Genomic DNA, 26,639 nt, shown 5'->3' on the forward strand with positions numbered 1-26,639 from the left:
GCTCGGTCGCGGTCACCATGAAGGTGACCGAGCCGCGCGCCCGGAGGGTGCGCCATGACAGAGGGGGGCCGTGCAGGGCCAGCTGGGTTTTGAGAGCATGCCGCGGAAGCTGATCAAGGTCACGCCGTCGCGGCTTTCGGTGTGGGCGGACTGCCCGCGCCGGTTCCGCATGGCGTACATCGACCGCCCCACACCGCCGCGCGGTGGGCCATGGGCACACAGCACGCTTGGCGCGGTGGTGCACAACGCGCTCAAGGCGTTGTTCGATCTGCCGGTGGGCAAGCGGACACCCGACGCGGCCGCGGCGCTGGTGGGCACGCACTGGAAGGACGACGGGTTCGCCGGGACCGAGCAGGCCGCCACCTTCCGCGAGCGCGCCGCGGCCTGGGTGCACGACTACGTCGCCGAGACCGACGTCAGCCACGACCCGGTCGGCCTGGAGCGCTGGGTGTCCGCGCCGGTCGGCACGATCGTCGCCGAGGGCCGGGTCGACCGCATCGACCAGCGCGACGGCGAACTGGTGATCGTCGACTACAAGACCGGCAGGCACGCGCTGACCACCGACGACGCCCGCGGCTCGCAGGCGCTCGCGCTGTACGTCCTGGCGGCGCGCCGCACGCTGCGCAGGCCGTGCACCAAGGTCGAGCTGCACCACCTGCCGTCGGGGACGGTGTCGTCCTGGGAGCACACCGACGAATCCCTGGCCCGCCACCTGCGCCGCGCGGAGGAGTCGGCAGACGAGTTCCAACTCGCCACCGACACGCTCAAGGCGGGCGGCGACCCGGAAGTGCTGTTCCCGCCCACCCCCGGCCGCCAGTGCTCGTGGTGCGACTTCCGCCGCAACTGTGACGACGGCCGGGCGGCTGGACCGCAGATCGAGCCATGGGCGATGCTCGCACCGTGACCGGCCCGACCGACCGTTTCCCGCACTCTGACCCCCGCACGACCCGACTCCCCACCTCCGCACCGGCAGCCGCGGTCGCCAGAGCCGCCCCGGCCGCCCCTCCCGCACCCTCGACCGCAGCCGCACCGGCGCGCACGGCCGCACCCGCGACCGCAGGGGCCGCGACGGTGCCGCTACCCGCGGCGGCGCACAACGAGTCGTCGCGCTCGGCGCGGCACGGTGTGAACCGGCCGGGGCCGGGACGCGGGCACGGCCGAGCGGGCGGCTTCGAGCCGGACACCGCACCCGGCGACTACCCGACCGAACCCTTCGACCGACCCGACACGGCCGACGACGAGCCCAAGCCCCCCGGCTTCTGGCGGGAGCTGTCGGGCGCGCTCACCCTCGGCCTGTGCGTGCTGGCGCTGGTGGTCGTCGGGCTTCAGCTGCTCGCCTCGTCCAAGGGCATGCCCGGTCCCGGATTCCCGGTCGTCCTCGGACACGCGGTCGCCGCCATCGCCGCCGTGGTCTTCCAACGGCAAGCGGACCGCCGCCAAGGTTCGGTCGCCGTGCTGCCGGTCCTGCTGGTCGCCGCGCTCACCGCGGCGACCATCTGGTTCTTCTGGTGGTCCTGACCCACCCGCGAGTCGCCCCTCCAGGCAAGTGAGTTCAACACCCAGGCACGTGAGTTCGACGTTTGGGACGCGCCCACTCGCTGATCGCCCGCCGCCAAGCACTGCATGCGAGTGCCGAATGTCGAACTCGCGTGCCTGGGTGTTGAACTCGGGTGGCTGGAGGGGGAGTCGTGGGGTCAGGCTAGCCAGGTTTTCCAGGTTGGGAGGAGGGTGGCCAGGAGCTCGGCGGGGTTTTCCGTCGCGGGGGAGTGGGCCGCGCCTGCGATCATGCTGAAGTCGGCCTCCAAGCGGTCGGCCATGTCGCGCTGGGCCGAGGGCGACCAGGCGTCGTCGTCCGCGCCGCAGGCCACCAGGCAGGAGGTTCCGCGGGCGCGCAGCGAGCGGGCGAGGTCGCCGACCAGGTCGGGTTCGCCGCGCAGGCCGGTGCCCATGCCGACCAGTGCCGCGACGCTGTTGCGCAGGAACCGGTCCCGCAGGAACACCCGCTGCTCCGCGGGCACGTTCTGCCAGCGCGGGTTGCTCGCGTTCAGCTTCTCCAGCACGTCGTGCGTGGGTCCGATCCCGTGCTGGTGCAGGATCGGCTCGGCCAACTCCAACACGGCCCGCCGCCCACCCGAGGGCAGCTCGCCCGGCCCCGAACTGAGCAGAGTCAGTCCGACGATCTCCGCCCCCGCGAGCACGGCCCGACGGGACACGAGACCGCCGTACGAGTGGCCCATGAGCACCACGGGCCGACCGTCGGCGGCGAGCTTGCCGACCAGTTCCGCCACGACCTGGCCGAGGGGCGCGGGCAGGTACGACGCCTCATCAGCCGGTCCGGGGGAGTCCTGGTGGCCTGGCAGATCGATCGCGACGACGTCGAATCCGGCGTCGGCGATGGGGTCCAGCAGCGGCGCGAAATCCTCTTTGGACCCCGTGCAGCCGGGCACCAGCAGCGCGATCGGGCCCTCACCGCGGATGCGCAGGGCGCCGATCGGTCCATATGGCCCGGACAGGTCGGCGCGGACGGCCCGGTGCGGGCTCAGCTGCGAGTGCATGAATTGAGTGTGCCGCGCGCGGCGGTCAGTGCAAAGCGACGAGGGTCGTGCCGCGCTGTTCGAGCACGATCGGACCGATGGAGCTCATCGTGACCATGCCCGTGTGGTTCGCGCGGTCGACAGGGATCCGGCCGACCTCCGTGCCGTCGGCCTGGCTCACCACCGCGATGGCGTCCTTGACCGGAAGCAGGGCCCGCCCGGCGAACACGGTGCCGGGACCGAGCGTGTCCTTGATTGTCCACAGAGGACGAAGCTCGGTCGCCGACACGACGACCGTGCGCGACCCGCTGAACCAGTGGAACGCGCCCGTTGCCTTCGTCACCGGCGACGCCCGGCCGGGCGGGTCGGCGCCCAGGTCGTCGGGGCCGAGGTCGAGGTCGTAGCTCGCCGTCTGGGCGCCCTCGGCGCCGTAGACGACCAAGCGGTTCGGCGAGGGTACGGCGACCGCGGTCAGGTCGTCGTTCATCGCGACGACCTGAGCCGACTCGCTGCCGAGAACGGTGCTCAGCACCTCGACCGGCTTGTCGGACTCGTTTTCCTTGCCGGTGGCCTTGTAGACCGTCAGCCGGACCGCCGCGTCGTTCGGGCAGCGCTCGATGACGGCGATCTTGTTCGACGCCGCGTGGGCGGACTTGTACGCGCACCCCGTGCGCGGCTGCTTGTCCGCGTTGACCATCGCCGGGATCTGGCCGTAGTCCATCGTCTCGACGAGGTCCGAGCGCACGCTCGTGATCAGCCGCTCGCCGGTCGCCGTCAGGTAGACGCCGTCGCCGATGAGCCGGGTGCCGAGTTCGGCGTCGCTGTTGCGCTGCCGGTCGCGCTTCCCGCTGACCGGGTCGAGCGACGTCATCTCGCTGCAGCCGCCCGCGTGCCGGGGATCGCTCTCGGGCAGCGCGTTCTCGGTCGTGCGGTAAAGCGCCACGGCGGTGCGCCACTGCGTGCCGACCGTGCACAGCTCCAGGTCGCGGCTGTAGATCCACCGGACGTCCCCGGTCTCCGGGTCGCGTCCGGCCACCTCGCCACCGCGGCCGGTGACCACTGTCGGACCGGCGACTACCGGCTCCCAGGTCGCGGGGCTCTCCGCGCGCCAGACCTCGCCGAGGGACGGCGGGAAGAACTCCGGTGCCACGGGCTCCTCGTACTGCCGCTCGGTGGTGATCGATGTCGTCGCCCGCAGATCGCTCTTCTGCCACACGACGACAACGGCCCCGATGAGCGCGACGACGATCAGGCCGATGGCCGCGTAGTCGCGTTTGCGGTTGAACCTGGTGCGCGGCGCGCGCGGCGGCGGGACGTCCCCATCGAGGACGTCCTCGCTGCCCACACCGTCAGAGTCCGCGGAAGTCACGGACGCTAGTCTGCCGCGCCCGATGTGTCGTTGGCGTTCGAACTCGCGTCCGCGCCGACCTCGGAGCCCGAGCGCCTGCGCCGACGACGCGCCCGCGCCGGCTTGTCCTCGGTGCCGCCGGTCTCGGCCGGAGCCGCCGCCTGGGCTTCGCCCGCGGCTTCGACGCCGGAGCGCCTGCGCCGACGACGGGGCCTGCTGGCGCGGTCCTCGGACTCCTCACCCGACGTGCGGGTGGCGGCGTCCTCACCGCCCGCACGGCCACGCGAGGACGAGACCCGGGTGGTGCGGACCGGGGCGGCGCCGCGGCCGCGGCCGGGACGCTTCTGGCCCATGTCCTCCTCCGGCTCGGCGTCGAGGCCCGCGCGGGTGCGCATGGCCAGCGGCAGCCTGCCGGTGGAGCCCTCGGGGATGCCGAGGTCGCTGAACAGGTGCGGTGAGGTCGAGTACGTCTCCACCGGCTCGGGCTTGCCCAGGCCGAGCGCGTCGCTGATGCCCTTCCAACGGGGCTCCTCGTCCCAGTCGACCAGGGTGATCGCCACCCCGGTCTTGCCCGCGCGGCCGGTGCGGCCGATGCGGTGGACGTAGGTCTTCTCGTCCTCGGGGCACTGGTAGTTGATCACGTGCGTGACATCGGTCACGTCGATGCCGCGCGCGGCGACATCGGTGCAGACCAGGACGTCGACCTTGCCGGAGCGGAACGCGCGCAGCGCCTGCTCGCGGGCGCCCTGGCCGAGGTCGCCGTGCACGGCGCCCGCGGCGAATCCGCGCTCGGTCAGCTCGTCGGCGACCTTCTGCGCGGTGCGCTTGGTGCGGGTGAAGACCATGGTCAGACCGCGACCCTCGGCCTGCAGCGAGCGGGCCACGACCTCGATCTTGTCCAGCGAGTGCGCGCGGTAGGCGAACTGCTCGGTGCGCTCGTGGGTGGCGCCCGCGTCGTTCTCCTCGGCCCGGATGTGCGTGGGCCGGGTGAGGAACGTGCGCGCCAGGGTGATGATCGGCCCCGGCATGGTGGCCGAGAACAGCATCGTCTGGCGCTTGTCCGGGACCATGCGCAGGATGCGCTCGATGTCGGGCAGGAAGCCCAGGTCGAGCATCTCGTCGGCCTCGTCGAGGACCAGGCCGGAGACCTTGCCCAGGATCAGGTCCTTGCGCTCGGCCAGGTCGAGCAGGCGCCCGGGGGTACCGACCACGATGTCGACGCCCTTGCGCAGGGCGGCGACCTGCGGCTCGTACGGGCGGCCGCCGTAGATGGCCAGCACGCGCGCGCCGAGGTGCTTGCCCGCGTCCTTGAGGTCGTGGGTGACCTGCAGGCACAGCTCGCGGGTCGGGACCACGACGAGCACCTGCGGGGTGCCGTCGCCGGGGGTCTCGAGGCGCTGCAGCAGCGGGACGCCGAAACCCAGCGTCTTGCCGGTGCCGGTGCGGGCCTGACCTATGAGGTCGTCGCCCGCCAGGGCCAGCGGGAGCGTCAGCTCCTGGATGGCGAAGGTCCGGATGATGCCCGCTTCGGTCAGCGCGCGGACGATCTCCTCGCGGACGCCCAGCTCGGCGAAGGTCGGTGCTTCTTCCTTCACCGGCGCGCCCGCGACCAGTGGGTGCGACGTGTCGGTCTCCGGAACGCCCGCGACGCTGTGGTCCAGCGTCACGGGGTCGAGATCGACGGCGTCGGCAGTGTTGTCATTGTCGTGCGTCAGGGTGATCAGCCTCTCTCATACCAGCGCGCACTGCCCTGGACGGGCACTCGACCGCACCGGATTCCCTACGCCGGAGCAGGAGGCCCAAGAGGTATGCGCGCACCCTCACACTCGGTCCGCGGCGTGCTTCGCCACGAGTTTCCCGAGGTCCTCGTCAGCCCTGCGTCGCCTGCCGAGACGGCGGCGAGACACGGGCGTCCTGCCGAGTCTACCCGCGACGGTCGCCCGATACGCTGCCAACCATGGAGAACGCTGAGCCTGAGGTGTCCCGAGGCGTGTTGTCGGCTGCTGTAGTGGACCTGCTCGGCGTGCTGGCCTATGGCGAATTGTCCGCTTTCGACCGCATGTCGGAGGACGCCAGGTCCGCTCCGACCGTGGCCGGGCGGGCCGCGCTGTCGGCGATGGCCGCCGCCGAGATGGGGCACTACGCCAAGATCGAGAAGTTCCTGGCGGAGCACGGGGTGCAGATCGAGGACGCGATCCGCCCGTTCATCGCCCACATCGACACCTGGCACGCCTCGACCGCGCCGCGCTCCTGGCTGGAGTCGCTGGTCAAGGCCTATGTCGGCGACGGTCTGGCGGCGGATTTCTACCGCGAGATCGCGAACTGGCTCGACGAGGAGACCAAGGACCTGGTCCTCGAAGTCCTGGCCGACACGGGCCACTCCGCCTTCGCCGAGCGCGAGGTCGCCGCCGCCATCGAGCGCGACCGGACCGTGCGCGATCGGCTCGCCCTGTGGGGCAGGCGGCTGCTGGGCGAGGCACTGACCCAGGCCCAGTACGTGGTGGCCGAGCGCGACGCGCTGGCCGAGCTGATCGTCGGCGGCACCGGCGACCTGACCGGTATCGCGGCCCTGTTCCGCAAGCTGCAGCAGCAGCACGGCAAGCGCATGACCGCTCTCGGCCTCGGCTGACCCGCGAGTCCCCACCTCCCGACAACGACTTCTCACTTCAGCTGTGGACAACTCAGCCCGAGATGAGAACTCGGTGTCGGGAGGTGGGGACTCGCGATTACGCGCGTGGTGAACGTCGCAGGGCCTGAACGGTCCTCGGGGCCGATCTCCACTAGCCTGCGATAGTGAAACAGTCGTATGACGCACGGAGGTCTGGCGTGGAGGTCAAGGTCGGTGTCGCGGACACCGCGCGGGAAATCGTCCTGAACAGCGCGCAGACCCCCGACGAGGTCGAGGCCAAGGTCGCCGACGCCCTGAAGGACCAGACGGGCAGCCTCGTGCTGCTCGACGACAAGGGCCGCCGCTTCGTGATCCCGTCGGCGCGCATCGCCTACGTCGAGATCGGCGGAGCCGACGCTCGCAAGGTCGGCTTCGCTCCCTGAGGGCACTGAAGACATGACGATGGCCACCTCCCGCCGGGAGGTGGCCATCGGTTTGTCCAGGCTCAGATGTCGGCGTGGTCCAGCGTGGTCTGCACGACGAACGGCGGCCTGCTGGTGCCCATGATCCGGTAGCGGTCCCATGGATCCGGGTCGGACAGTTCACCGTCGGCTTCCGCGCCGGGCGTGCGCAGCGTGGCCTTGGTCTTGCGGCCGCCCACCGCCTCGGATACCGCCGGGTCGGCGTCGATGCGGCCGTACCAGCGGTAATAACCGTCGATCGGCTGGAAGTGGCCGCGCAGGGTGACCCGGACGTCGAGTTCCCGCTCGCCGATCACCAGCGTCGCCGCGCCGGTGTAGCCGTCGTCCTCGGGGTGTTCTTCGTGCTCGCTGTGTTCGCTCAAGGGATTGCTCCTAGCCCGCCGCGGTGCCGCTGTCGGCGGCGTCGCCGTTGGTCAGTTTCACGATCTTGTTGATGTCCAGCGGCTTGTGCGGGTCGATGGTGACGCCGTAGCTGCGCAGGGTCCCGTCGATCGCGGCCCAGATGGTCATGGTCAGGTACTCGACGACCGCGTCGCGGCCCATCGTGCGCCGCTCCAGCCACCACTCGCCGACGTTCTGCACCATGCCGACGATGCCGTGTCCCCAGACCTCGGCGCCGCCCGAGTCGATCTTGAACGCGCGCATGTAGTCGCCGAGCAGGCTCGACAGGGCGTTCGCGATGACCTCTTTGTCCTCGGCGACGATGTCCGCGTCGATCTTGCGGTCGGCGAACGTGCTGCGCACGAGCAGGCGGTAGAGGTTCGGGTATTCCTCTATGAACGAGAAGAACGCGTCGAGGCTCTTGCGGATGCGCGGCATCGGCGCCTCTTCGCGGTTCATCGCCGGGATGAGCCGCTCGAAGAGGATCTCGGTCGCCCGGTGGCCCAGGGCCACGAACAGGTCGGCCTTGTCGGTGAAGTGCCGGTAGAGGACGGGCTTGGTGACCCCGGCCTCCGCCGCGACGTGCTCCATAGCCAGGTCCGGCCCGTGCGTTGCCAGCGCTCGCAGCGCGGCTTCGACGAACTCCTCCCGCCGCGCGGCGCGGTGCGACTTCCACCGGTCCCGCCGGGCGTCTCCGGAATCCGTCGAGCTGTGTCCCTTGACACGATCCGTCATGGATTGCATGCTACCAGAAGTAACTGTTACCTGCAGTCACACGCATGCCGAGGAGATGACTCGACGATGAGCCGCGCTCTACAGATCGCCAAGGTAGCCGACCGGGAGAAGACCGCGGGTCGTTTGCTCAAGTCTTCGGCCGAAAAGTTCTACGACCCGGACATCGACATCGACTGGGAAGCGCCGGTCGTGGAGGGTCTGCACTACCACCCTGAGCACCGCATCTCGCTCTACGGCACCGAGATGTGGAAGCAGATGACGCCCGAGCAGCGCATCGAGCTGGGCAAGCACGAGATCGCCAGCATCGCGAGCACCGGCATCTTCTTCGAGGTCCTGCTCATGCAGATGCTGCTCAAGCAGGTCTACCGCAACGACCCGACCACCAACCACGTGCACTACCTGCTGACCGAGGTCGCCGACGAGTGTCGGCACTCGACGATGTTCGGCAAGGCGTGCAAGCGCTTCGACGTGCCCGCCTACGGCCCTCGGGTGTGGGTCAAGCAGCTGGCCAAGATCCTTCCGGTGATCGGCCGCGGGCCGTCGACCTACGCCGCGATCCTGGTCGCCGAGGAGGTCCTCGACCGCATGCAGCGCGAGGCCACCGCCGACGAGACCATGCAGCCGCTGATCCGCATGGTCAACCGGATCCACGTCCTCGAAGAGGCCCGGCACGTGACCTTCGCGCGGGCCGAGGTCGCCAACGGCATGGCCGAGGCGGGCTGGTTCGCCAAGAAGTACCACCGGCTGCTGACCGCCGTCGTGTCCTACTTCGTCGCGCTGAGCCTGGTGAACCCGAAGGTCTACCAGGCCGTCGGCCTCGACCCGCGGGCCGCCCGCAAGGCCGCGCGGAACAACCCGCACTTCCAGGCCACGATGGCGTACTGGGGCGAGCGGATCATGGGCTTCCTCGACGACGCGGACCTGGTCGGCGGACCCGGGATGGTGCTGTGGCGGCACTCGATGTTGCTCCCGCGATGACCTTCCACACCTCCGATGGCGTCCGGCTCAACGTCGTCGAAAGCGGGTCCGGGCCGGACACCCTCGTGCTGCTGCACGGCTGGGTGATGGACCACCGCTCCTGGGACCACGTAGCCGCCGAGACGCGGGGGGTGCGCGTCCTGCGGTACGACGCCCGCGGCCACGGCTCGTCCGGCGCCGCGCCGAAATCGGCGGCGACGATCGACCGGCTCGCCGACGACCTCGCCGAACTCATCACCCACCGCGCGCATGGCCGGGTCTTCCTCGCAGGCCACTCGCTGGGCGGGATGACGATGATGGCGCTGGCAGACCGCCACCCGAAGCTGGTGGCCGAACGCGTCGCAGGGGTCGCGTTCGTCAATTCAGCTTCGGGTGGGCTCGCCGAGCTGACCTTCGGCCTGCCGAGGTGGGTGGCCGCGCCGATTCTGTTCATCGAGATGCTGGCGAACCTGCTGATCGTGCGGCTGCGCGGACGCAGGCTGCTGAGCCCGCGGCTGTGCTCGGTGACCCGGCCGCTGGTGCGGTTCCTGGCGTTCGGCCGCAAGCCCGTCAAGGGACACGTGGCCGCGGCGGCGAGCCAGCTCGGGGCGTGCAGCCCGTCCGGGATGGTTGCGTTCCGAGAGGAGTTGAAGTCGCACGAACGGGCACACGCGCTGCGGGTGTTCCAGGACGTCCCGGCGATCGTGCTGGCGGGTGACCGTGACCGGCTGTGCACCCTCGCGCAGGCCCAGGCCATCACGGACGCGCTGCCCAAGGCCGATCTGGTGGTCTATCCGGGCGCGGGGCACATGCTGCCGTACGAGCGGACGTCGGAGGTCGTGTCGCACCTGTCGAGGCTGGTTGCTCACACGGGACTTCTCATGAAAGCTACTGCCTAGTAGGTTAGGTGGGTGGCTGACTCTTTCCGCACCTCGGACGATCTCGACCTGCACGTCGTCGAAACCGGTCCGTCGAACGCGCCGGTGACCGTGCTGCTGGCCCACGGCTGGACGAGTTCGCAGGCCGTCTGGGACCACGTCGTGCCCGAACTGGGCCCGGACGTGCGCACCATTCGCTACGACCACCGCGGCCACGGTCGGTCGATGCCCGCGCCGGTGGACGCGGCGACCATCGCGCACCTCGCGGACGACATGGCCGAGCTGATCAAGGCCAAGGTGCCGTCGGGGAAGCTGGTGCTGGTGGGGCACTCGATGGGCGGCATGACGATGATGGCCCTCGGTGAACACCACCCGGAGATCGCCCAGCGGGTCAGCGCGGCGCTGTTCGTCTCCACTTCGGCGGGGCGGATGAGCGAGGTGACCTTCGGGCTGCCGAAGCCACTGGTCCGGGCCTACGTGAAGCGCACCCAGCGGCCCGCCGGCTCGAAGCCTTCGACCGCTCCTCGCCGTCCGCGCAAGCAGACGGTCAAGGTGGAGGTGCCCGCGCCGGTCCAGCGCGCGCTTTCGCTGGTACTGACCCGATGGCTCGTTTTCGGCAGCCGGTTCCGGATGATCGACGTGCGGGCGACCGCCGACCACGCCGCCGCCGTCCACCGCCGCACGGCCGCCCTGCTGCGTCGCAGCATCGGCAAGCATGATCGGGTGTCGGCGCTGGATGCCTTCGCCCATGCGGATGTGCGGGTGTTGGTGGGGGATCGCGACCGACTCACCCCGGTCGACCACGCTCGGGCGATCGCGGATGCGTTGCCGAACGCGCGGTTTGTGCTTTATCCGGCGGCGGGGCACATGCTTCCGTATGAACGGGTTCGTGAGGTAGCGACGCAGATTCGTCGGGCCGCGGCGTTCTGACCAGTCAGTGCCCGCAGTGCTTGTGGGGGACCAATTGTTGGTCTGCCGCCACGAGAAGGCGTTCGCTGATCAGGTAATCCGGTAGTTCATGGCGGTGTCCTTGTGGAGTGCCCCAGATCTCGGTGACGACCTCGTTCAGTGCCCGCTCCAGTTGGGTGAACGAGGTCAGGCCCATGCACTTTCTTGTCTGCATCCGGTCAAGCGGGGCGGGCGAGGCGATACCTGGCGTGAAGTACTCCCGGTAGTACGCGGCCAACACCGTGCGGTGGCGGGGTTTTCGGCTGAGCAGCAACTCCACGCGCACTGCCGCTCCCGCTAAGCCGAAGGTGGTTGGCGGTCCGATGTGGACAGTCTCGGTCGTCGTCGGTGTGTCGCTGACAACCAACCGCACTCGGTAGTGGGAGTCCCACACGTGCAGCTCGGATTCCCCGTCTGGCAAGGGAAACGCGCAGCGCTCGCCGACGGTGAACCTGCGGCTTTCGCCCGCCACCCACACCGTCAGTGGCGCCTGCTTGCTGTTGACCACCCACCAGCGGCCGCTCATGTGCCGCAGATACGGCGCGTTGCAGCCTCTCGACAGGCGTTCGTCGGTGCCGCCGCTGAGGAAGTCACGGTCGAGTGTGAGCTGTTCGTCCGGTGAGAGTGGGCGTGGTTCTGGGAGGGAGTGGTAATCGACCAGCAGACGGGCCATCTCAGACACCTCACGCTCTTCAGACGATGTCGGCGACGACCACCGTCACGTTGTCATGTGCGCCGGCGTCGCATGCGAGCTTCACCAAGGTGGACGTGCAAGTCTGCGGGTCCGTTGCCCGCAGGTCGGCCAAGATCGGGCCGAGGTCGTCGCCGAGGGCGTCCGTCAGGCCGTCGGTGCACAGGACGTAGCGCTCGCCGGGGACGGCGGGGCGCGACCATGTCTCCGGCTCGATCTCGCTGTCCAGGCCCACCGCGCGCACCAGTGCGGCGCCCTTGGGGTGGCGCTCGGCCTGTTCCGGCGTCAGGTGTCCGGCCGCCACCAGTTCGGCGCCCAGGCTGTGGGGCCACGTGATCCGCTCGGACTCCACGAACGTGACGCTGTCGCCGATATGGGCGCCCAGGACGTGGCCGTCCCGCAGCACCGCGATCTCCAGGGTCGTGGCCATCCCGGTGGTCGCCGGGTCCTGGGCCGCCCGTGCCCGCACCGCCTCGTTGGCGTGCCGGGCCGCCGTGGCGGGGTCCACCGTCGGGCCCGCCGCCACGACCGCGTCGACCGCGAGTCGGGACGCCACCTCGCCCGCGGGGGCCCCGCCGACGCCGTCGGCGACGACGATCAGCGGGCCGTCCGCGTGGAACGAGTCCTGGTTGTTGGTCCGTCCGCCGACCACGCTGGCGCCCGCTACCCGCATCCTCATGAGTCCACAGTGCCGCATCTCGCGCGAAGTCAGCAGGGGGAGACCTCTCCCCGCCCGGTCAGTCGTGCGGCTGTAGGGGGAAGCCGCCGCCGATGCCGCGCCACGCCAGGTTGGAGATCAGGGCGATGGCCTCGTCCTTCGGCATCGCCCGGTTGTCCTCCAGCCACGCGCGGGCCGCCACCTGGCTGACCCCCACCAGGCCGACCGCGAGCAGCCGCGCGCGGTGCACGTCCAGGCCCGCGTCGGCGGTGATGGTCGCGGTGATGGCGTCGACGCTGGCCGTGGTGGCCCGGTCGATGGCATCGCTTACCAGCGGCTCACCGCGCAGGTCGGACTCGAAGACCAGTCGGAACGCCTGGCTCTCGCCGTCGACGAAGTCGAAGTACGCGCCGACGGCGTTGCGCACCCGGACCTTGTTGTCGGTGGTGGAGTCCATCGCGGCGTTGACCCGGCGGATCAGCTCGTCGACGTGCTTCTCCAGAAGCGCCATGTACAGCTCGAGCTTGCCCGGGAAGTGCTGGTAAAGGACCGGCTTGCTGACTCCGGCGCGCTCGGCGATCTCGTCCATACCAGCGGCGTGGTAGCCGTTGGCCGCGAACACGTCCTGGGCGGCGGCGAGCAGCTGTGCCCGGCGCGCGGTCCGCGGGAGTCTGGCCCCCCGGCCGACCCCGTTCTGCTGAATCGTCTCAGACATTCAAGTCTCCACCCTCAATTGTGCCTACGGGTCGGGATCGCCAACCCGCGACGGGTGGTTCGACCGTACTACTCGGTAACCCCATTCGGGTTCAGTGTCCAGCCATACGGACAGCCCGTCCAGTATCGGACGTGACGCAGGTCTCACCCGAGCGAGGGCCTGAATCACACTGCACACTGGTCGGGTGTCCCTTTCCACCACTTTCCGCGCGCCGCTCACCAGGGTCCCGCTCTCGGAGACGCCGCTGCCGCCCCTGGACCTGTCCAGCCCAGCGTGGCCGGGGGAGGAACTCACCTCCGGCGGCCACACCCTGCACGTGCGGCGCACGCCCGGCACCGGCGACGTCACGGCCGTCTACGTGCACGGCCTCGGCGGCTCGGCGATGAACTGGACCGACCTGGCGGGCCAGCTGAGCGGCCGGGCCCCGGGGTTGTCGGTGGACCTGCCCGGGTTCGGCCGGACGTCGCCCGCCGAGGCGTTCCCGTACACCCTCGAAGCCCACGCCGACACGGTCGCCGACTGGTTGCGCGGCCTCGACCTGGGCCGAGTGCACCTGCTGGGCAACTCGATGGGCGGGGCGATCTCGATGGTGCTCGCCGCCCGCCACCCGGACCTGCTGCGCACCCTCACGCTGATCTCCCCGGCCGTGCCCGACCTGCGGCCCAGCGTCAACCGCATGTCCGACCCGCGCATGGCCTTGGCGTTGCTCCCGGTCATCGGCCCGCCGATGCGCAGGCAGCTGGCCCGGCTCACCCCGCGCCAGCGTGCCCAGCAGCTGCTCGACCTGTGCTTCGCCGACCCGAGCCTGGTCACCGAGGAACGCCTGGAGGAGGCCGCCCACGAGTTCGCCGAACGGGCGAAGCTCGCCTGGGCGAACCCGGCGCTCGCCCGCAGCACAGTCGGGCTGATCCGCGCGTGGATGGTCCCGCGGACCAAGTCCCTGTGGGCGCTGGCGCCCAAGATCACCACGCCCACCCTGGTGGTGTGGGGCACCGAGGACAAGCTGGTGACCGTGCGCAAGGCGCCGCGCATCACCCGGCTGCTGCCCCACGCGCGGCTGCTGGTGCTGCCTCGGGTGGGCCATGTCGCCCAGATGGAGCGACCCGCCACCGTCGCCCGTGCGGTACTCGGTCTGTGGGAGACCGCGGCGCGGGGTGATTGGTAGCCCACAGTGCGCTTACCCCTCGGTGCACTGGTCCGAACCGGTGATGTGGCACCCTGGATGCCGTGAGCGACACCTCCCAACGTGAGCGCGACGCGCGCACCGGGGATCCGCGTCGCCCGCAGGAGCGCCGCACCTCGGGTGAACCGCTGGCCGCCTCCTGGGCCCCGAAGCCACCGCCTCGCCGTCGTCCCGCCAGGTCCAGGGGCGCGCGCGGCATCCTCGCCACCTACGGCTGGCGGGTCTACGCCCTGCCCATCCTCCTGGCGGTGACCGCGCTCGTCGTCGTCCAGACAGCGGGGGAACAGGTCCCCGACACCACGGCCGCGGCCAACACCGAAGCCGTCATCGGACCCGGCCCGACCGAGGAGACCTCGCTCCCGCCGGACGTCCAGGAGACCCCACCCGCCCCCGTCGACGTGAACATCCCGTCGGCGGAGCTGCCCAACGGAGGCACCTACACGCAGGCAGGCGCGGGCAAGTGGCACGTCGTGCCCGGCGAGACCCCCAAGGTCGGCACCGGCACCAAGTTCTTCACCTACACCGTCGAGGTCGAGGACGGCATCGACGCGACATCGTTCGGCGGCGACGACACCTTCGCCAAACTCGTCGACCAGACCCTCGCCGACCCGCGCGGCTGGACCGCGGGCGGGCAGATCTCGGTGCAGCGGGTCTCGGCGGACTTCCCGAACCCGAGCATCCGGATCAGCCTGACCAGCCCCGACACCGCGCACCGCAGCGACATGTGCGGCTACTCGATCAAGTACGAGTCCTCCTGCTGGCGTGGCCCGGAGAAGCGGCTGATGATCAACCTCGCCCGCTGGGTGCGCGGCGCGGTGGCCTTCGGCGGCGACATGCTGACCTACCGGCAGTACGCCATCAACCATGAGATCGGCCACGCTTTCCGCAACGGCCACGTCGGCTGCGCCCAGGAGGGCGCGCTCGCGCCGGTGATGATGCAGCAGAGCTTCGGGGTCGCGAACAACTACGTCGCCCAGCTCAACCGGGCTGTCGGCGTGCGCGACGCGGTCAAGGCGGACGGGCTCACCTGCAAGCCGAACGCCTGGCCTAACCCGACGGCGAAGCCCGCGGGCTGATTCCCGCATGCTGGAACCCGGGGAAGCCCGAGTGGGATTTGGGTGTTGCATCGGATGACAATCGAGCACATATCCGTGTTCTAGGAGGACCTGATGCCAGGCACTTTGCCGCCGCTCGTCGAGCCGGCGCAGGAGCTGACCAAAGAAGAGGTCGAGCGGTACAGCCGCCACCTCATCATCCCGGACGTCGGCATGGCCGGGCAGAAGCGGCTGAAGAACGCCAAGGTCCTGGTCGTCGGCGCGGGCGGCCTCGGCAGCCCCGCGCTGCTGTACCTGGCCGCGGCCGGGGTCGGCACGCTCGGCATCGTCGACTTCGACGTGGTCGACGAGTCCAACCTGCAGCGCCAGGTCATCCACGGCGTCTCGGACGTGGGCAAGCCCAAGGCCCAGTCGGCCAAGGAGTCGATCGCCGAGATCAACCCGCTGATCAACGTGGTCCTGCACCAGGAGCACCTGAACTCGACCAACGCGCTGGACATCTTCGCCCCGTACGACCTGATCCTCGACGGCACCGACAACTTCGCCACCCGCTACCTGGTGAACGACGCCGCGGTGCTGCTGGGCAAGCCGTACGTCTGGGGCTCGATCTTCCGCTTCGAGGGCCAGGTGAGCGTCTTCTGGGAGGACGCGCCCAACGGCCAGGGCCTCAACTACCGCGACCTCTACCCCGAGCCCCCGCCGCCCGGCATGGTCCCGTCGTGCGCCGAGGGCGGCGTGCTGGGCGTGCTCTGCGCGTCGATCGGCTCGATCATGGTCACCGAGGCGATCAAGCTGCTGACCGGCATCGGCGACCCGCTGCTGGGCAGGCTGATGGTCTACGACGCGCTGGACATGACCTACCGGACCATCAAGATCCGCAAGGACCCGGAGACCAAGCCGATCGAGGGCCTGATCGACTACGAGGCCTTCTGCGGCGTGGTGACCGAGGACGCGCAGAACGCCGCGGCCGGGAACACGATCACCCCGCGTGAGCTCAAGGAAAAGTTCGACAAGGGCGAGGACTTCGCCCTGATCGACGTCCGTGAGCCGCACGAGTACGAGATCGTCAAGATCCCGGGCGCCGTCCTCATCCCCAAGGACCGCATCCTCTCGGGCGAGGCGCTGGCCGAGCTTCCGCAGGACAAGCCCATCGTCCTGCACTGCAAGTCCGGTGTCCGCTCGGCCGAGGCGCTGGCCGCGCTGCACAAGGCGGGCTTCGCCGACGCGGTGCATGTCGGCGGCGGCGTGCTGGGCTGGGCGCGCGATGTCGACACCAGTCTGCCGACGTACTGAACCAATGAAGCTCGGCACGGCACAGTGTCGATGAGCCGCGGGGAGGCGGAGTCCGGGTAGCGTGCGCGCCCGTGAGTACTCCGCCTCCCCAGCACGTCCGGGCCGCCTTCGGGGCCAAGAACGCGGAGCCCGTGCTGATCGAACACGGGCCGGTCTGGCGGTGTGACGACGTCGCGCTGCGCCCGGCGGCGAGTCCGGCCGAGGCCTCCTGGGTGGCGCAGACCCTGGGTGACCTCGACGTCGCTGACCTGCGGATCGCGCAGCCGATCCGGTCCAGCGACGGCCGCTACGTCGTCGGCGGCTGGGTGGGGTTCCGGTTCATCGACGGCCGCGCGGAGCCGCGCTACGACGAGGTGGTCGCCGCCTCCATGCGCCTGCACAAGGCGACGGCGGACCTGCCGAGGCCGCGTTTCCTGAACCTGCGCACCGATGTGTTCGCGCTCGCCGACCGGGCAGCGTGGAACGAGGAGCAGCCCGCGCTGGACCCGGATCTGGGCGGCAAGCTGTTCGACAAGTTCGCCCCGTCCAGGGAGAAGATCCAGGCCCGCCCCCAGGTCGTCCACGGCGACCTCTTCGGCAACGTCCTGTTCGCCGGGGACGCGGCGCCCGGGATCATCGACTTCAGCGCGTTCCACCGGCCCGCCGAGTGGGCGGCCGCGGTGGTCGTGGTCGACGCGATGGCCTGGGGCGGCGCCGACGACGGCATCGCCCAGCGCTGGTCGCACCTGCCGGACTGGCCGCAGTCGCTGCTGCACGCCTTACTCTTCCGGCTGGCCGTCCACGCTCTGCACCCGAAGTCCACGACCCGGTCCATGCGCGGTCTGGAACGCGCGGCCCACCGGATCGCTGATTTCCTTTAGGCCGCGCGTGTCGAGAGGGTCCCGCGTGGGCGTGACAGCGACACTTCGCTGTGATGTGCGTGACGTTACGTAAACCGCACAACTTGCCACACAGCGTCGAAGAATGTGGTGCTGGTCGCTTCTCACGGCCCAAAACAGGCCGCTGGGCAGGCAAGTTGTCCTGCCTGAAACATTGCCGAATCTTGAGGTAACACCGCGTCCTTAACGTCTGGATCGACCCACAAAGCCGATCCGGGAGCCCGGGATGACGCAGCTGGCCGCGCCCGCAGTCGACACGCACTGCCCGTACTGCGCCTTGCAGTGCGGTATGCGGCTGACCGGCGCCCGCGTCGAGCCGCGCCAGTTCCCGACCAACGGCGGCGGGCTGTGCCAGAAGGGCTGGACCTCCGGGTCGCTGCTGACCTCCGCCTCGCGGCTGACCACCCCGCTCGTGCGGGTGGACGGCGAACTGCGCCCGGCGAGCTGGGACATCGCGCTCGACCTGATCGCCCACAAGATCAAGGCGCTGCAGGCCATGCACGGCGCCGACTCCATCGCCGTCTTCGGCGGGGGCGGGCTGACCAACGAGAAGTCGTATCAGCTCGGCAAGTTCGCCCGGGTCGCGCTGGGCACCTCGCAGATCGACTACAACGGCCGCTTCTGCATGTCCTCGGCCGCCGCGGCGGGCATCCGCGCGTTCGGCCTCGACCGCGGGATGCCGTTCCCGGTCACCGATGTCGGCAAGGCCGACGCGGTCCTGCTCATCGGCGCCAACCCGGCCGAGACGATGCCGCCGTTCATCCAGCACCTGACCAACGCCGCCCGTTCCGGCGGTCTCATCGTCGTCGACCCGCGCCGCACGCCGACCGCGGAGCAGGCCACCCTGCACCTGCAGCCCCGCCCGGGCACCGACTTGGCGCTCGCCCTCGGCATCCTGCACGCCGTCGTCGCCGACGGGCACCTGCGCCATGACTACGTCGCCGAGCGCACCACCGGCTTCGACGCCGCCTGGCGCATCGCCGCCGCCTGGTGGCCCGAGCGGGTCGAGCGGGTGACCGGCGTCGCCGCGTCCGACCAGCGCCGCGCGGCCGCGATCCTGGCCGCGGCGAGCAACGCCTACGTGCTCACCGCGCGCGGCACCGAACAACACGCCCGCGGCACCGACATGGTCGGCGCCTGGATCAACCTGGCCATGTCGCTGGGCCTGCCTGGCACGCCCGGCAACGGCTACGGCTGCCTCACCGGGCAGGGCAACGGCCAGGGCGGGCGCGAGCACGGCCAGAAGGCCGACCAGCTCCCCGGTTACCGCAAGATCGACGACCCGGCCGCCCGCGCGCACGTCGCCGGTGTCTGGGGTGTGGACCCCGACTCGCTGCCCGGACCCGGCCGCTCCGCCTACGAGCTGCTCGACGCGCTCGGCACCGAGACCGGCCCGAAGGCGCTGATGGTCTTCGGCAGCAACGTGATCGTCTCCGCGCCGAGCGCGGGCTCGGTCGGCGACCGCCTGTCCTCTTTGGACTTCCTGGTGGTGGCCGACTTCGTCCTCTCGGAGACCGCCGCACGGGCCGACGTCGTGCTTCCAGTGACCCAGTGGGCCGAGGAGGACGGCACGATGACCAACCTCGAAGGCCGCGTCCTGTTGCGCACCAAGGCTCTCTCCGCCCCCGACGGCGTCCGCGGCGACCTGGATGTCCTGCGCGAGCTGGCGATTCGGCTCGGACAGCCCGAAGAGCGGTTCCCGGTCGAGCCCGAGACCGTGTTCGCCGAGTTGCGCCGCGCGTCGGCCGGGGGAGTCGCGGACTACGCGGGCGTCACCTACGACCGGCTGCGAGCGGGTGAGGCGCTGCACTGGCCGGTGCCGTCGGAGGACCACCCCGGCACGCCGCGGGTCTTCCTCGACCGCTTCAGCACCCCCGACGGCCGGGCCCGGTTCGCCGCGGTCGACCACACCGGCCCCGCGGAGCCGATCGACGACGAGTACCCGCTGATCGCCACCACCGGCCGCGTCCTGCAGCACTACCAGTCCGGTGCGCAGACGCGGCTGGTCGAGGAGCTGCTCAACGCGGTGCCGGAGGTCTTCATCGAGGTGCATCCGGACACCGCCGAGCGAGCCGGTCTCGCCGAGGGGGTGCTGGCCCGGGTGGTCTCCCGCCGAGGCGAGATGCGCGCGCGGGTCCGCCAGGTGTCGTCCATGCGCACCGACACGGTGTTCCTTCCCTTCCACTTCCCCGGTGAACAACGCGCCAACCTGCTGACCAACCCCGCGCTGGATCCGACCAGCCGGATGCCCGAGTTCAAGGTCTGTGCCGTCCGACTGGAGGTCTCATGAGCGCGCGACGGGTTGTCGTCGTCGGATACGGGATGGCGGGGTCGCGGCTGGCGGAGGAGATCCGCCGCCGGGACCGCGACGGAGAGCGCACCTCGGTCACGGTGATCGGTGCCGAGCCGCACCCGGCGTACAACCGGGTCCTGCTCTCGGCCGTGGTCGCGGGCACCATGACCCCGGAGTCCACCCAGTTGCATGACGCGGGCTGGGCCGCCGAGCACGGCGTCGACCTGCGCCTGGGTGTGTCGGTCACGTCGATCGACCGCGAGGCCCGTCAAGTCGCGCTCGACGATGGCTCCACTGTGGACTACGACGCGCTGGTGCTGGCCACCGGCAGCCAGGCCTGGGTCCCGCCGACCGAGGGCCTGCAGACCGACGACGGCTCGCTCGCGCCCGGTGTGGCGACCTTCCGCGACCTCGACGACTGCGCCGCGATCCTGGAGCACGCCCGTCCGGGTGCGCCCGTCGCCGTGCTGGGCGGCGGCCTGCTCGGGCTGGAAGCCGCACGTGGGCTGGCCGGTCGCGGCGCGCTCGTGACCGTCGTGCATCCCGTGGGACACCTCATGGAGCGCCAGCTCGACCCGGCCGGTGGCGCCGTTCTCGCCCGCGCCCTGGGTGAGATGGGCATCGAGTTCCGGCTCGGCCGCTTCGCCGCCCGCTACGTCCAAGGCGACGGGCTCAAGCTCGACGACGGCAGCCACGTCCCGGCCGACCTGGTGGTCGTCTCCGCCGGTGTGCGGGCCGACACGGCGCTCGCGGAGTCGATCGGCCTGACCGTGGACCGCGGCATCGTGGTCGACGACTCGCTGCGCACCAGCGACCACCGCATCCACGCCATCGGCGACTGTGCCAACCACCCGATGACCGTCTCTGGGCTGGTGCAGCCCGCGTGGGAGCAGGCCGAGGTGCTGGCCGACCTGCTGACCGGCGTGGACCCCGCCGCCCGCTATCGCGGAACGCCAGTCGTGACCCGGCTCAAGGCCAAGGGTGTGGACCTCGCCGCGCTCGGCGACGTGCACGCCGAAGTGGACGGTGACGCGGAGGTCCTGTGCCTGCAGGACCCCGTGCGCGGCCGGTACGCCAAGCTCGTCATCCGCGACGACCGGGTGACCGGCGCCATCGTCCTGGGCTCCCCGGACGCGGCGGCGACCATCACCCAGCTCTACGACGCGAAGACCCCCGCGCCGACCGACCGGCTGGGTCTGTTGCTGGGCCGGGCTTTGTCGTCCGCGGGCCCGGTGGCGCACAGCCCCGCGGACCTGCCCGCGTCCTCCGTTGTCTGTCGCTGCAACACAGTCACAAAAGGACAGCTGGTCAAGGCGTGGCGGGGCGGCGCGGCCACGGTTCCCGAGTTGGCCACGGCGACCCGGGCGACCACCGGCTGTGGTTCCTGCACGGACGCGGTGTGCGGAATCGTCGACTGGCTGGCCAGGGCCTGACCTCACCGGTCGGTTCAGCCAGACGTGCGGACATCGTGCCTTCCGTGTCACCGCGAGGTACATAAGCGAAATTTCCGGCCCGTAGCTTCTGCCGCAACGGCAGTACGAGGAGGACATCCATGAGTGTGGTAGCCGAGTCCCCGCCCACAAGCGAGCAGAAGACCAAGTCCCGCGGCGGACGCTGGATCGACCACTGGGAGCCCGAGAACGAGGAGTTCTGGGAGAAGACCGGCAAGCCCATCGCGCGCCGGAACCTGATCTTCTCCATCTTCGCCGAGAACCTCGGCTTCTCCATCTGGGTGCTGTGGTCCGTCGTCGTGCTGAACCTGTCGAACGCGGGTTTCGGTGGCGGCACGCCGTTCGCGGCCAGCGAGCTGTTCTGGCTGACGGCCCTGCCGAACCTGGTCGGCGCGACGCTGCGCATCCCGTACACCTTCGCGGTGCCGAAGTTCGGCGGGCGCCTGTGGACGACGATCAGCGCGGCCCTGCTGCTGATCCCGACGACCGCGCTGGCCGCCATGGTGCACTTCGACTTCGTGCGCAGCCAGTCCCATGACACGCAGTTCGTCATCCTGCTGATCGTGGCGTCGCTCGCGGGCGTCGGCGGTGGCAACTTCTCCTCGTCGATGGCGAACATCTCGTTCTTCTACCCGGAGAAGCGCAAGGGACTCGCGCTCGGTCTCAACGCCGCGGGCGGCAACCTCGGTGTCGCCACCGTGCAGTTGCTGACCCCGCTGGTTGTCATCATCGGTGTGCCGTACTCGATCGCGAAGAACCCGGTCCACCCGGTGCACCTGGCCTATGCGGGCATCATGTGGATGCCGTTCATCATCGCCGCCGTCGTGGGCGCGTGGTTCTTCATGGACAGTCTCACGATGGCCAAGGCGGACACCAAGTCCTACTCGACCTGCCTGAAGCACTCGCAGACCTGGGTCATGTCGATCCTCTACATCGGCACCTTCGGCTCGTTCATCGGCTTCTCGTTCGCGCTGCCGCTGGTGATCAAGCTGACGTTCCCGGAGTTCCTGATCCAGAACCCGTTCATCGGGACGTACCTGGCGGGCCTCGGCTTCCTGGGCGCGCTGATCGGCTCGGTCACCCGGCCGTTCGGCGGCTGGCTGTCCGACCGCATCGGCGGCGCGCGGGTCACGCTGTGGGTGTTCGTCGCGATGGCCGCGTTCACGATGCTGGCGATGTACGGGGTCAACCAGCGCAGCTTCCCGCTGTTCTTCGCCTCCTACATGGTGATCTTCGCGCTCTCCGGTGCGGGCAATGGCTCCACCTACCGGATGATCCCGGTCATCTTCGGCGCGCTCGGCCGCAAGGAGCACGCGGAGAAGGGCGGCGACCTCGACGCCACGCTGCTGAGCTTCAAGCGGCAGTCTGCGGCGGTCATCGGCATCGCGGGCGCGATCGGCGCCTTCGGCGGGTTCCTCATCCAGCAGATCTTCCGGCTGGCGAGCGTCCCGGCCAGCAGTGCCGTGGCGAGCGCGAAGACCCTGGAGGCCAAGGCCGAGGCCGCCGCGGCCAACGCCACCTGGTCCACGTCGGCCCTGGGCGTCTTCATCGTCGCCTACGTCATCTTCGGCGCGATGACCTGGTTCTTCTACCTGCGCAAGACGTCGGAGACCTCGCGGGTGCCGAGCCTGGCCTACGCCGGAGTCTGAGATAGGGACAGGGGAAATCCGGATGGCCCGCACTCGACGAGTGCGGGCCATCCGGCTGTTCAGGCCCGGTGGGCTTTCGCCGCGGCGAAGCAGTACACGCCGAACGCGGCCAGGCCCAGCGCGATCAGGATCAGCAGCGTCGCCCCATAGGGCTGGTCCGCGACGGTGTGCAGCGCCTTGTCCATCCCGCCGGATTCCGTGGGGTCGGCCGTGACCGCCGCCACGCCGACGAGCATGCTGATCACCCCGTAGGCCACGCCCTTGCCGATCCAGCCGACACGGCCTATGCGCTTCACCCATCGCCGCGTGCCGTCCGGCAGTTCCGACATGTCGAGGTCTCGGGTGAAGGACCGCTTGACGCCCTTGTGGAAGATGACCGCCGCGGTCACCAGGATGCCGATCGCGACCGCGCCCACCAGCCACTGACCGAACGGAAGCGCGAGCACACGCGCGGTGAGTTCCTGCTGCTCCCCGGTGGTGTCCGTGCCGCCCTGTCCGGTGACGATCTTGATGGCGCCGACGCCGATCAGCGAGGCTGTGACGGCTCGGACGGCCGCGCCGAGCCGCTTGCCCACCCGCTTGCGCTTCTCCGTGATGTACCGGAATCCCGAGGCCGCCTCGGCGAGCTGCCATAGGGCGAATAAGAGGAGGCCGATCGCCACGGTCCACAGCAGGACCGGGCCGATGGTGGTCGACGCGATCTCCGCGAGCGCGCCCTTGGAATCGGACTGGGCCCCGTCGCCCAGGGCTATCCGCAGGGCCAGCCAGGCGACCAGGACGTGCACCGCTCCGTAGAAGAGCATCCCCAATCGACCAGCCACTTGCACCGCGTTGTTGGTTCTGACCAAGTCGGCAGGGTTGTCCACTCAGAATAGGTACCCCGCTGGGATCCAGGTCACACGCACCACCTTTTGACCTGCGGCGGGAGGGATACGTAACAGCGGCGCAACATCAGAGACGTCGACCCGACACGGGCGGACCGCAGCATTACGGAAGCACCCAATCGAGGAGGCAGCAGTATGGCGCGGACACTCGTCGTCGTCGGCAACGGGATGGTGGGGCACCGGCTCGTCCAGGCTCTCCGCGACCGTGACGCCGAAGGCGGCTGGCGCGTCGTCGTCATCGCCGAGGAAGCCCGGCCCGCCTACGACCGGGTCGCCCTGACGTCCTATGTGGACTCATGGGACCCGATGACGCTGCAGCTCGAGGGCGCGGAGTTCACCGACGACGACGGCGTGGAGCTCCGGCTCGGCGACCCGGTCGTCATCGTTGACCGCGAGTCGAAGGTCGTGCGCACAGCAGGCGGGCTCGCCCAGTCCTACGACGCCCTCGTGCTCGCCACCGGTTCGGTCCCGTTCGTCCCGCCGGTGCCCGGCCGTCACCTGCCCGGCTGCCACGTCTACCGCACGATCGACGACCTCGACGCCATCCGCGACTCCGCCGCGCGCGCCCGCAAGGGCAAGGGCCGTGGCGCCGCGATGGTTCTCGGCGGCGGTCTGCTCGGCTTGGAAGCCGCGAAGGCCCTGCGCGACATGGGTCTGTCGCCGCACGTGGTCGAGCTCGGCCCGCGCCTGATGCCGCTGCAGGTCGACGAGGGTGGCGGCGCGCTGCTCAAGCGTCTCATCGAGGGCCTCGACGTGACCGTCCACGCGGGAACGTCCACCAGCTCCATCGAAGAGGACCGCGGCAGGCTGCTCGCCAAGCTGTCCAACGGAATCGAGCTCGACCTCGACCTCGTCGTGTTCTCCGCGGGCATCCGCCCGCGCGACCAGCTCGCCCGCGAGTCCGGCCTGACTGTCGGCGAGCGCGGCGGCATCGTGGTCGATGAGGGCTGCCGCACCAGCGATCCCGACATCTACGCCATCGGCGAGTGCGCCAACCTCGACGGCATGGTCTACGGCCTCGTCGCCCCCGGCTACTCCATGGCCGAGGTCGCCGCCGACCGGATTCTCGGTGGCACGGCGAGCTTCCCGGGCGCGGACATGTCGACCAAGCTCAAGCTCATGGGCGTCGACGTCGCCAGCTTCGGCGACGCGCACGCCGCCACCGAGGGTGCGCTCGACGTCGTCTTCAACGACGCGGTCAAGGGCTCCTACAAGAAGCTCGTCATCTCCGACGACGCGAAGACGCTGCTCGGCGGTGTCCTGGTCGGCGACGCGAGCGACTACGCGATGCTGCGGCCCATGGTCGGCCGCGCCCTACCCGGCGACCCCGGCTCGATCCTCGCGCCCTCCGGCGGCGGCGGGGGAGTGGGAATCGACGCGCTTCCTGACGAGGCGCAGGTGTGTTCCTGCAACGGTGTCACCAAGGGAGACATCAAGCACTCGATCCTCGAAGGCGGCTGCGCCGACGTCCCGTCGATCAAGTCGTGCACCAAGGCGGGCACGTCCTGCGGGTCCTGCGTGCCGATGCTCAAGCAGCTGCTCAACGCCTGCGGTGTCGAGCAGTCCAAGGCGCTGTGCGAGCACTTCGGCCAGTCCCGCGCCGAGCTGTTCGAGATCGCTCGGGTCACCGGGATCGCCACGTTCAGCGAACTCGTCGCCAAACACGGCAGCGGACGCGGCTGTGACATCTGCAAGCCCGCGGTCGCCTCGATCCTCGCTTCCCTTGGCAACGGCCACATCCTGGCGGGCGAGCAGGCGGCGCTACAGGACACGAACGACCGCTACCTGGCCAACATGCAGCGCAACGGCACGTACTCGGTGGTGCCGCGCATCCCCGGCGGCGAGATCACGCCGGAGAAGCTGATGGTCATCGCCCAGGTCGCTCAGGACTACGGCCTGTACACCAAGATCACCGGCGGTCAGCGGATCGACCTGTTCGGCGCCACCGTCGACCAGCTCCCCGCGATCTGGAAGCGGTTGGTGGACGCCGGCTTCGAGTCCGGCCACGCCTACGGCAAGGCACTGCGCACGGTGAAGTCGTGTGTCGGTGACACCTGGTGCCGCTACGGCGTGCAGGACTCGGTCGGCCTGGCCATCGAGCTGGAACTGCGCTACCGCGGCCTTCGCGCGCCGCACAAGCTCAAGTCGGCGGTCTCCGGCTGCGCCCGTGAGTGCGCCGAGGCCCGCGGCAAGGACTTCGGCATCATCGCCACCGAGAACGGCTGGAACCTCTACGTGGGCGGCAACGGCGGCATGATGCCCCGCCACGCCGACCTCTTGGTGTCCGAAGTGGACAAAGAGACGCTGCTCAAGGTCATCGACCGGTTCCTGATGTTCTACATCCGCACCGCCGACCGCCTGCAGCGCACGTCGACCTGGCTCGACGGCCTCGAAGGCGGCCTTGACCACCTGCGCGACGTCGTCGTGAACGACAGCCTCGGCCTGTGCGCCGAGCTCGAAGCCCAGATGGCGCAGCACGTCGACGACTACGCCGACGAGTGGGCCGGTGTGCTCGCCGACCCCCAGAAGCTCGCCCGTTTCAGCTCGTTCGTCAACGCGCCCGGCACGCCGGACCCGACGATCACCTTCCGCGAGGAGCGTGGCCAGAAGGTCCCGGTGCTGCTCGGCATCCCGGAGGTGAGTGCCCGATGACCGCTGAGGCCGTGCTGATCGAGACGACCTGGACCGAGGTCTGCCCGGTGGACGCCCTGGCCCGCGAGCAGGGTGTCGCGGTGCTGCTGCCCGACGGCACCCAGGTCGCGGTCTTCCGCACCCATGACGACGCGCTGTACGCCGTTTCCAATGTGGACCCGTTCAGCGGTGCGGCGGTGCTTTCCCGGGGTATCGTCGGTGACATCGGTGCGACGCCGGTCGTGGCTTCGCCGATGCACAAGCAGCACTTCGACCTCCGAACAGGTGTCTGCCTGGAGGATGCCGACGTGTCCGTGGCCACATACCCGGTCTGCGTCTGCGATGCGACCATCCTCCTGGGACAGCCATGACCATGCTCCTGGAGGT

Annotated in this window: 25 protein-coding genes; 16 read left to right on the forward strand and 9 right to left on the reverse strand. The window is 70.1% G+C overall.

Annotated elements, in window-relative coordinates; translation table 11 throughout:
* Positions 1-97: 97 nt before the first annotated feature.
* Positions 98-904: a RecB family exonuclease gene (locus GPZ80_RS24835; protein WP_187223495.1), complete on the forward strand. Its 807-nt coding sequence runs from the start codon at positions 98-100 to the stop codon at positions 902-904.
* A 167-nt stretch (positions 905-1,071) separates the two neighbouring features.
* A complete protein-coding gene (locus tag GPZ80_RS32190; RefSeq protein ID WP_222719821.1) occupies positions 1,072-1,518 on the forward strand; it encodes a hypothetical protein in 447 nt (148 codons plus the stop codon).
* 176 nt (positions 1,519-1,694) lie between these two features.
* Here the strand turns inward: GPZ80_RS32190 and GPZ80_RS24845 are convergent, their stop codons facing one another.
* The 3 genes from GPZ80_RS24845 to GPZ80_RS24855 are packed head-to-tail and all read right to left on the reverse strand — an operon-like array spanning position 1,695 to position 5,549.
* Positions 1,695-2,555: an alpha/beta fold hydrolase gene (locus tag GPZ80_RS24845; RefSeq protein WP_187223496.1), complete on the reverse strand. Its 861-nt coding sequence runs from the start codon at positions 2,553-2,555 to the stop codon at positions 1,695-1,697.
* 25 nt (positions 2,556-2,580) lie between these two features.
* Positions 2,581-3,903: an Rv3212 family protein gene (locus GPZ80_RS24850; protein WP_187223497.1), complete on the reverse strand. Its 1,323-nt coding sequence runs from the start codon at positions 3,901-3,903 to the stop codon at positions 2,581-2,583.
* Between the two features lie 5 nt (positions 3,904-3,908).
* Entirely contained in the window at positions 3,909-5,549 is a 1,641-nt protein-coding gene (locus GPZ80_RS24855; RefSeq protein WP_312880557.1) for a DEAD/DEAH box helicase, read from the reverse strand.
* 290 nt (positions 5,550-5,839) lie between these two features.
* On the opposite strand from GPZ80_RS24855, the gene GPZ80_RS24860 reads away from it, so the two are divergent.
* Together GPZ80_RS24860 and GPZ80_RS24865 are read left to right on the forward strand one after the other, a co-directional pair.
* Positions 5,840-6,511, forward strand: coding sequence for a ferritin-like fold-containing protein (locus GPZ80_RS24860; RefSeq protein WP_187223498.1), 672 nt, complete (start codon positions 5,840-5,842; stop codon positions 6,509-6,511).
* A 197-nt stretch (positions 6,512-6,708) separates the two neighbouring features.
* Positions 6,709-6,933, forward strand: coding sequence for a DUF3107 domain-containing protein (locus GPZ80_RS24865; protein WP_187223499.1), 225 nt, complete (start codon positions 6,709-6,711; stop codon positions 6,931-6,933).
* 62 nt (positions 6,934-6,995) lie between these two features.
* Here the strand turns inward: GPZ80_RS24865 and GPZ80_RS24870 are convergent, their stop codons facing one another.
* The gene (locus tag GPZ80_RS24870; RefSeq protein WP_187223500.1) at positions 6,996-7,334 is read right to left on the reverse strand and encodes a DUF4873 domain-containing protein; all 339 of its coding nucleotides are present in this window, start codon (positions 7,332-7,334) and stop codon (positions 6,996-6,998) included.
* A 10-nt stretch (positions 7,335-7,344) separates the two neighbouring features.
* Positions 7,345-8,097: a TetR/AcrR family transcriptional regulator gene (locus tag GPZ80_RS24875; RefSeq protein ID WP_187223501.1), complete on the reverse strand. Its 753-nt coding sequence runs from the start codon at positions 8,095-8,097 to the stop codon at positions 7,345-7,347.
* Positions 8,098-8,154: 57 nt separating this feature from the next.
* Here GPZ80_RS24875 and GPZ80_RS24880 point away from each other — a divergent pair, with 57 nt between their 5' ends.
* The 3 genes from GPZ80_RS24880 to GPZ80_RS24890 are packed head-to-tail and all read left to right on the forward strand — an operon-like array spanning position 8,155 to position 10,853.
* Positions 8,155-9,066 (forward strand): AurF N-oxygenase family protein, encoded by a 912-nt coding sequence (locus tag GPZ80_RS24880; protein ID WP_187223502.1) that lies wholly within the window; start codon positions 8,155-8,157, stop codon positions 9,064-9,066.
* Entirely contained in the window at positions 9,063-9,944 is an 882-nt protein-coding gene (locus tag GPZ80_RS24885) for an alpha/beta fold hydrolase (protein WP_187223587.1), read from the forward strand. Before GPZ80_RS24880 ends, GPZ80_RS24885 begins: the two co-directional genes overlap by 4 nt.
* Positions 9,945-9,956: 12 nt before the next feature.
* Entirely contained in the window at positions 9,957-10,853 is an 897-nt protein-coding gene (locus tag GPZ80_RS24890; protein WP_187223503.1) for an alpha/beta fold hydrolase, read from the forward strand.
* A 4-nt stretch (positions 10,854-10,857) separates the two neighbouring features.
* Here GPZ80_RS24890 and GPZ80_RS24895 read toward each other — a convergent pair whose 3' ends face one another.
* The 3 genes from GPZ80_RS24895 to GPZ80_RS24905 are packed head-to-tail and all read right to left on the reverse strand — an operon-like array spanning position 10,858 to position 12,935.
* Positions 10,858-11,544: a hypothetical protein gene (locus GPZ80_RS24895; protein WP_187223504.1), complete on the reverse strand. Its 687-nt coding sequence runs from the start codon at positions 11,542-11,544 to the stop codon at positions 10,858-10,860.
* Positions 11,545-11,563: 19 nt separating this feature from the next.
* Positions 11,564-12,241 (reverse strand): PP2C family protein-serine/threonine phosphatase, encoded by a 678-nt coding sequence (locus GPZ80_RS24900; protein WP_187223505.1) that lies wholly within the window; start codon positions 12,239-12,241, stop codon positions 11,564-11,566.
* 58 nt (positions 12,242-12,299) lie between these two features.
* Entirely contained in the window at positions 12,300-12,935 is a 636-nt protein-coding gene (locus tag GPZ80_RS24905) for a TetR/AcrR family transcriptional regulator (protein WP_091383401.1), read from the reverse strand.
* Positions 12,936-13,119: 184 nt separating this feature from the next.
* On the opposite strand from GPZ80_RS24905, the gene GPZ80_RS24910 reads away from it, so the two are divergent.
* The 7 genes from GPZ80_RS24910 (at position 13,120) to GPZ80_RS24940 (ending at position 22,737) form a co-directional block, all read left to right on the forward strand.
* A complete protein-coding gene (locus GPZ80_RS24910; protein ID WP_312880558.1) occupies positions 13,120-14,100 on the forward strand; it encodes an alpha/beta fold hydrolase in 981 nt (326 codons plus the stop codon).
* Between the two features lie 62 nt (positions 14,101-14,162).
* Complete coding sequence (locus tag GPZ80_RS33810; protein ID WP_312880559.1) at positions 14,163-15,194, forward strand: DUF3152 domain-containing protein; 1,032 nt, start codon at positions 14,163-14,165, stop codon at positions 15,192-15,194.
* A 93-nt stretch (positions 15,195-15,287) separates the two neighbouring features.
* Positions 15,288-16,466, forward strand: a complete 1,179-nt coding sequence (moeZ, locus tag GPZ80_RS24920; protein ID WP_187223506.1) for an adenylyltransferase/sulfurtransferase MoeZ — start codon at positions 15,288-15,290, stop codon at positions 16,464-16,466.
* Between the two features lie 71 nt (positions 16,467-16,537).
* Positions 16,538-17,326, forward strand: a complete 789-nt coding sequence (locus tag GPZ80_RS24925; RefSeq protein ID WP_187223507.1) for a TIGR02569 family protein — start codon at positions 16,538-16,540, stop codon at positions 17,324-17,326.
* Positions 17,327-17,570: 244 nt separating this feature from the next.
* Positions 17,571-19,634: a molybdopterin oxidoreductase family protein gene (locus GPZ80_RS24930; protein WP_187223508.1), complete on the forward strand. Its 2,064-nt coding sequence runs from the start codon at positions 17,571-17,573 to the stop codon at positions 19,632-19,634.
* Positions 19,631-21,070 (forward strand): FAD-dependent oxidoreductase, encoded by a 1,440-nt coding sequence (locus tag GPZ80_RS24935; RefSeq protein WP_187223509.1) that lies wholly within the window; start codon positions 19,631-19,633, stop codon positions 21,068-21,070. The genes GPZ80_RS24930 and GPZ80_RS24935 overlap by 4 nt, the downstream gene beginning before the upstream one ends.
* 119 nt (positions 21,071-21,189) lie before the next feature.
* The gene (locus GPZ80_RS24940; protein ID WP_187223510.1) at positions 21,190-22,737 is read left to right on the forward strand and encodes an MFS transporter; all 1,548 of its coding nucleotides are present in this window, start codon (positions 21,190-21,192) and stop codon (positions 22,735-22,737) included.
* Positions 22,738-22,796: 59 nt separating this feature from the next.
* Here the strand turns inward: GPZ80_RS24940 and GPZ80_RS24945 are convergent, their stop codons facing one another.
* Positions 22,797-23,540 (reverse strand): DUF1206 domain-containing protein, encoded by a 744-nt coding sequence (locus GPZ80_RS24945; RefSeq protein WP_187223511.1) that lies wholly within the window; start codon positions 23,538-23,540, stop codon positions 22,797-22,799.
* A 216-nt stretch (positions 23,541-23,756) separates the two neighbouring features.
* Here GPZ80_RS24945 and nirB point away from each other — a divergent pair, with 216 nt between their 5' ends.
* The gene (gene nirB / locus GPZ80_RS24950) at positions 23,757-26,273 is read left to right on the forward strand and encodes a nitrite reductase large subunit NirB (protein WP_187223512.1); all 2,517 of its coding nucleotides are present in this window, start codon (positions 23,757-23,759) and stop codon (positions 26,271-26,273) included.
* On the forward strand, positions 26,270-26,623 hold the full coding sequence (gene nirD / locus GPZ80_RS24955) for a nitrite reductase small subunit NirD (RefSeq protein ID WP_187223513.1): 354 nt from the start codon (positions 26,270-26,272) through the stop codon (positions 26,621-26,623). The genes nirB and nirD overlap by 4 nt, the downstream gene beginning before the upstream one ends.
* Positions 26,624-26,639 lie beyond the last annotated feature (16 nt).

The sequence above is a fragment of the Actinokineospora xionganensis genome (assembly GCF_014323725.1).
GTDB classification, from domain to species: domain Bacteria; phylum Actinomycetota; class Actinomycetes; order Mycobacteriales; family Pseudonocardiaceae; genus Actinokineospora; species Actinokineospora xionganensis.